General features: G+C 31.0%; 4 protein-coding genes. 1 reads left to right on the forward strand and 3 read right to left on the reverse strand.

Features of this window, described 5'->3' with window-relative positions; genetic code table 11:
- Positions 1-730 (forward strand): leukocidin family pore-forming toxin (locus DT250_RS32520; RefSeq protein ID WP_255450566.1); only part of this gene is annotated, 730 nt, incomplete at its 5' end.
- A 576-nt stretch (positions 731-1,306) separates the two neighbouring features.
- Here the strand turns inward: DT250_RS32520 and DT250_RS31080 are convergent.
- From DT250_RS31080 to DT250_RS31090, 3 genes are all read right to left on the reverse strand, one after another.
- The gene (locus DT250_RS31080; RefSeq protein ID WP_149214369.1) at positions 1,307-2,050 is read right to left on the reverse strand and encodes a CPBP family intramembrane glutamic endopeptidase; all 744 of its coding nucleotides are present in this window, start codon (positions 2,048-2,050) and stop codon (positions 1,307-1,309) included.
- Positions 2,051-2,120: 70 nt separating this feature from the next.
- Complete coding sequence (locus tag DT250_RS32585) at positions 2,121-2,219, reverse strand: integrase (protein ID WP_218951298.1); 99 nt, start codon at positions 2,217-2,219, stop codon at positions 2,121-2,123.
- Positions 2,220-2,693: 474 nt separating this feature from the next.
- Positions 2,694-4,595, reverse strand: a complete 1,902-nt coding sequence (locus DT250_RS31090; protein WP_149214371.1) for an S-layer homology domain-containing protein — start codon at positions 4,593-4,595, stop codon at positions 2,694-2,696.
- Positions 4,596-4,828: the final 233 nt, after the last annotated feature.

A 4,828-nucleotide genomic window follows, 5' to 3' on the forward strand; every position in this document is an offset into this window, starting at 1 on the left:
GAAAGAAAGTGTATCTTACGATCAAGCAGATTACAAAACAGTATTAGAGACTCAGACAGATAAAAAATTAAATTGGAAAGTAGGATTCCAATCATTTAATTACCCAGAGTGGGGAATTTATAATCGTGATTCATTCAATACTTTCTATGGTAATCAACTATTCATGAAATCACGTAGTTATAATGAAGGAACGAATAATTTTGTTTCAAAAGATACAGTACCTGCTTTAACAGGATATGGTTTTTCTCCAAACGTAGTAGCGGTTATTACTGCTGATAAAACAGAATCTACATCAGATTTAAAAATAACAAATCGTAGAATTTCAGATCAGTACAATATTGAATGGGTAAGTTCAAAATGGTGGGGAACAAACAACAAGGATACATATAATGAGTTCTTTACAAACCACTATAAATTAGACTGGAACAAACATCAAGTTACTCTTGATAATCAAAAAGCCCTTGAGGAACAAATGAATGGTATCAATAGTGTAAATGAAAAACTTAACAAAGGAAAAGGGAAATTATCTTTTTCAATGAATGGAAATCAACTTACAGCTACATCTAGCAATACTGGCTATGGTATCAGTTATGCAGATAAAAATTGGGGTATCTTTGTAAATGGCGAAAAAATCTATACGTTTAATGAAAAAACAACTGTAGGTAATATCTCAAATGATATTAACAAGTTAAACATCAAAGGACCTTATATTGAGGTTAAACAAATCTAATCAATAAATGAGATACAAATGATGGATGATTATTTCATCAAGACATGATTAATGTAGCATTTTTTAAACACGTATTATGCAATGAAGGGATCAGATCTTATTCGTAAAATAGATAAGATTTGATCCTTATTATTTTTTCATTCGCACACGAGATTAAGCTGGAAATATACATTTGTCACCCAATTTTTCACTAATTTAGATAAGAGAATGAAGTAATTGGGAGCTATTCATTTTATCATTTAGCCAAAAAGACTCCTTACTCAAGGAACGTGAAGGGCCACAGCCCGGTGAGTAGGTGGGAGATGAAAGTGGAGTGTAATATATGTTAATAAATAAAGTATATAAAATATAAGAAATCTTAATTGCAAAAACAGTTAATGGTATTCAATATGTTTTTAATTGCTTCCTTATTATATAGTACAATATGTACAAAGGAATAGGGGAAGGACTCACCTATCGTTGGGCTACGCCCTTCACACGCTTGAAGAAGGAGAATTCTTTCGGAAAATACGTTAAAAGAAGCCTTAAAAGAGAAATACTCTTTTAAGGCTTTTATGCTTGTTCATTATTCTGCTATTATGCCTTTAGGCCAAGTAGTCGTAAGATTACTATGATTAATAGCGCCCCTATTGTAAGGACCGCATTATTGACAGTGTGGATTAATAGCACGTGCCAAATGTTTTTAGTCCATAGATATATTATATTTAGAAATAGACCTGCAAACATGAAGGGGATTGTACCTATTACGCTTCCGAAATTATAATAGTGAATTAACCCGAAAAGAATTGAATTCAAAATGATAATACATGCTTTTTTAAAAAAACTACCCTGAAATATTTTACCGAGAAGTGTATAACGAAAAACAGTATCTTCAATTAATCCTGTAACAATAGGACCTAAAGCGATATAAATTAAGAGCATGAACATTTCAGGACTTGCAGTTAAAGGGTCAATTAAAGATGGTACATCTGTTTTTAAGTTGGTGCTAACTGTTGGAATAAGTGAGCGAACCAAACTAACTATAATTTGTAAAAGAACACCACCAACAATTACTAATAGAACGGAACGTTTCCATGCCAGTTTAAATTTACTCCAATGTCTACGAAGCATCGGAGCATAAACAACCAAAAGGAAAATAAACATAATAATGCGTAAACTGGTATCAATAATCACTGACAATTGATTTTTTACTGAGAAATATTGAGTAATAAAGCCTACAAATAATATTAATGGGATTAAAAGTAAAACGATATAATCTTTCTTTGTCCACACATTCTCTGAAAAATCTTCAGCAGCGACTAATTTAGTGAATTTATTCATTGAAATTTACAACTCCTAAAAATATTATAAAAATTTTAATATGCTCCATTTTTAGTTAAAGTATATTACGTTAGCTATTACTATCTTCTAATTGACGCTGTTCCAAGCGTTCAATAGCTTCACGGTGTTTTGGATCATCAATCTTTTTATTCAAATATATTATTTCCATTAAGTGATGTCCTGGTTGGCTCACTAATAGAACAAAATCTTTGTTTTTACTATATTGATTAGCTGCATAAGTGTGATGCAACTTTTAAGGGCTTTTTTCTCGTTAAATGCTCTAAGTAGTATACTTAAATATATCCTTATGTTTAGATTTATAAATTTTGTCACAGATAATTTATGCGCTTTTCCCTATTTATAAAATTTGATATTTCTTAAAAACAGTTGAATTCCACACGTTCACATTATCTAGAAGTGAGAGTGGGGGAGTTCAAAGAAAGAAGGGCAAATTAAGCTCTGTCTCTTGATAAAAACTTATGGAAATAAAAATAAGATAGTTACTGTTGGACAGAAAGTAAATCACGATTAATATACTAGGTCTTACGAGCACGATAGAAAAACATAACTTCATAAAAAGAACTCCTATGTTATTTAGGAGTTCTTTTCGGATGAAGTCAATAAATTTATAGAATGTTGAACATTAATTTGTTTTTTCAACAATCGGAGAAATAGCATCCACGGGAACATTAGGTAGTAAAATAGGACTACTCTCAAAAGATGCAGCGTAAATGTTTACTGTATCACCTAATACAATATTTTGTAATAATTCAGGTGAAACCTCAGCTTTATAAGTTATGTTGTTACTCGAAACTAAGAGTGAATTATCAGATTTTCCTGTAACATTTCCTGTGATTTTTTTGTATTGATTTTCCAAAATATTTTGTTCATTTCCCTTTTGAATAATCGCGTTTCTTGCCTCGAAAGGTAGGTCCTTTAAAAGTATAGGATCAATTTCAAATGCTTGAGCAAAAACATTTACTGTATCACCTATATTAATATTTGGTAGTATTTTCGGGTTAACATGGGCACGAATAATGTTGTTTTCACTTGAAATTTCAATACTATCTTTGGATTTTTTTATCACAGTACCAGAACGTTTTTTTAATTGTGCTAAGAGTTTTTGTTCTTTATCTTTACTCATTAATTGGTTTTTTTGTTGTTTGTTAGATTCTTCGTTTATTTTAGAAATAGAACTTACATCAGTGTAAAATACAGTTTGTCCATAGATTTTTTGATGTTTCCATTGATCTTTGTTAACAACTTTAACTTTGTCACCGTTTTTAAAGTTAGAGTTACTACCATTCGGGAAGTCTATAGTAACTTCTTGACTATTTCCATTAGCATCTTTATATGTAACAGTCACATAATAAGGATCTGCATCATTTATTACCCCAACTACATGGTTTTCTTGTTGTTTGTTAGATTCTTCATTTACTTTAGAAATAGAATTTACATCAGTGTAAAATATAGTTTGTCCATAGATTTTTTGATGTTTCCATTGATCTTTGTTAACAACTTTAACTTTGTCACCGTTTTTAAAGTTAGAGTTACTACCATTCGGGAAGTCTATAGTAACTTCTTGACTATTTCCATTAGCATCTTTATATGCAACAGTCACATAATAAGGATCTGCATCATTTATTACCCCAACTACATGGTTTTCTTGTTGTTTGTTAGATTCTTCATTTACTTTAGAAATAGAATTTACATCAGTGTAAAATACAGTTTGTCCATAGATTTTTTGATGTTTCCATTGATTTTTGTTAGCAACTTTAACTTTGTCACCGTTTTTAAAGTTAGAGTTACTACCATTCGGGAAGTCTATAGTAACTTCTTGACTATTTCCATTAGCATCTTTATATGTAACAGTCACATAATAAGGGTCTGCATCATTTATTACTCCAACTACAGTATTTTCTACTTGTTTTGTTTGGTGGTGGATTTGATCAGATTTTGCAAGAAATTGTGCAGCCTCTGCACGAGTAATCGGTCTATTAGGAGACCAGCTATTTCCATCTTCAGTTCCCTTAGAAATTTCCGTTTGTATTAAAATGTTTGCATGTTTTTCACCCCAATGTCCTTTTATATCATCAAATTTACTTTGCACATGACTATTTGTAATATCTTGTAACTTATATGCATTTACTAACATTGCTGCCATAGCAGCACGTGTAACTTTTCCTGAGGGATTGAATATCCCATTTCCTTCACCTTTAATGATTCCTGCCTTTTCAGCAGCAGCAATATAAGGGGTTGCCCAATGATTTTGAGAATCTGTAAAGGATGGTTTTGCATCGAAGTCAACTTGTATACCTAGAGCTTTTGTCATAATTGTTGCAGCAGCAGCTCGATCTAATGAATCACTTGAACCAAAAGTGCCATCTGGGTACCCACTTAATACTTTTTTATCAACTAAATAATTAACGGATTTGTCAGCCCATGCAGGGACATCTGGGAATTTGTGAGTATTTGCAAATGCACTAGATGAGTAGGATAGTAGACTTCCAGCAAGAATTCCTGTAGCAATTAATTTGTATTTCAAAATGTAACACTCCTAAAATATATTACAGCTTGGTAAATCTATCATTTATAGTTAAACTTACAAGTAATATGACTTAGTTTAAAAAATAGATTAAGTTATTATTATCAATATATTGAGGATAAGTAATTTTTAATTAAATCAAACTATTATCTCGAAAAGAATCTATAGACATACACTTATAGCTCGGGACTATTCGATATATTTGCCAATCATGTGTAACTAGTATAGTTACT

It is taken from the genome of Bacillus sp. AR2-1, from assembly GCF_008368755.1.
Taxonomy (GTDB): Bacteria; Bacillota; Bacilli; order Bacillales; family Bacillaceae_G; genus Bacillus_A; species Bacillus_A wiedmannii.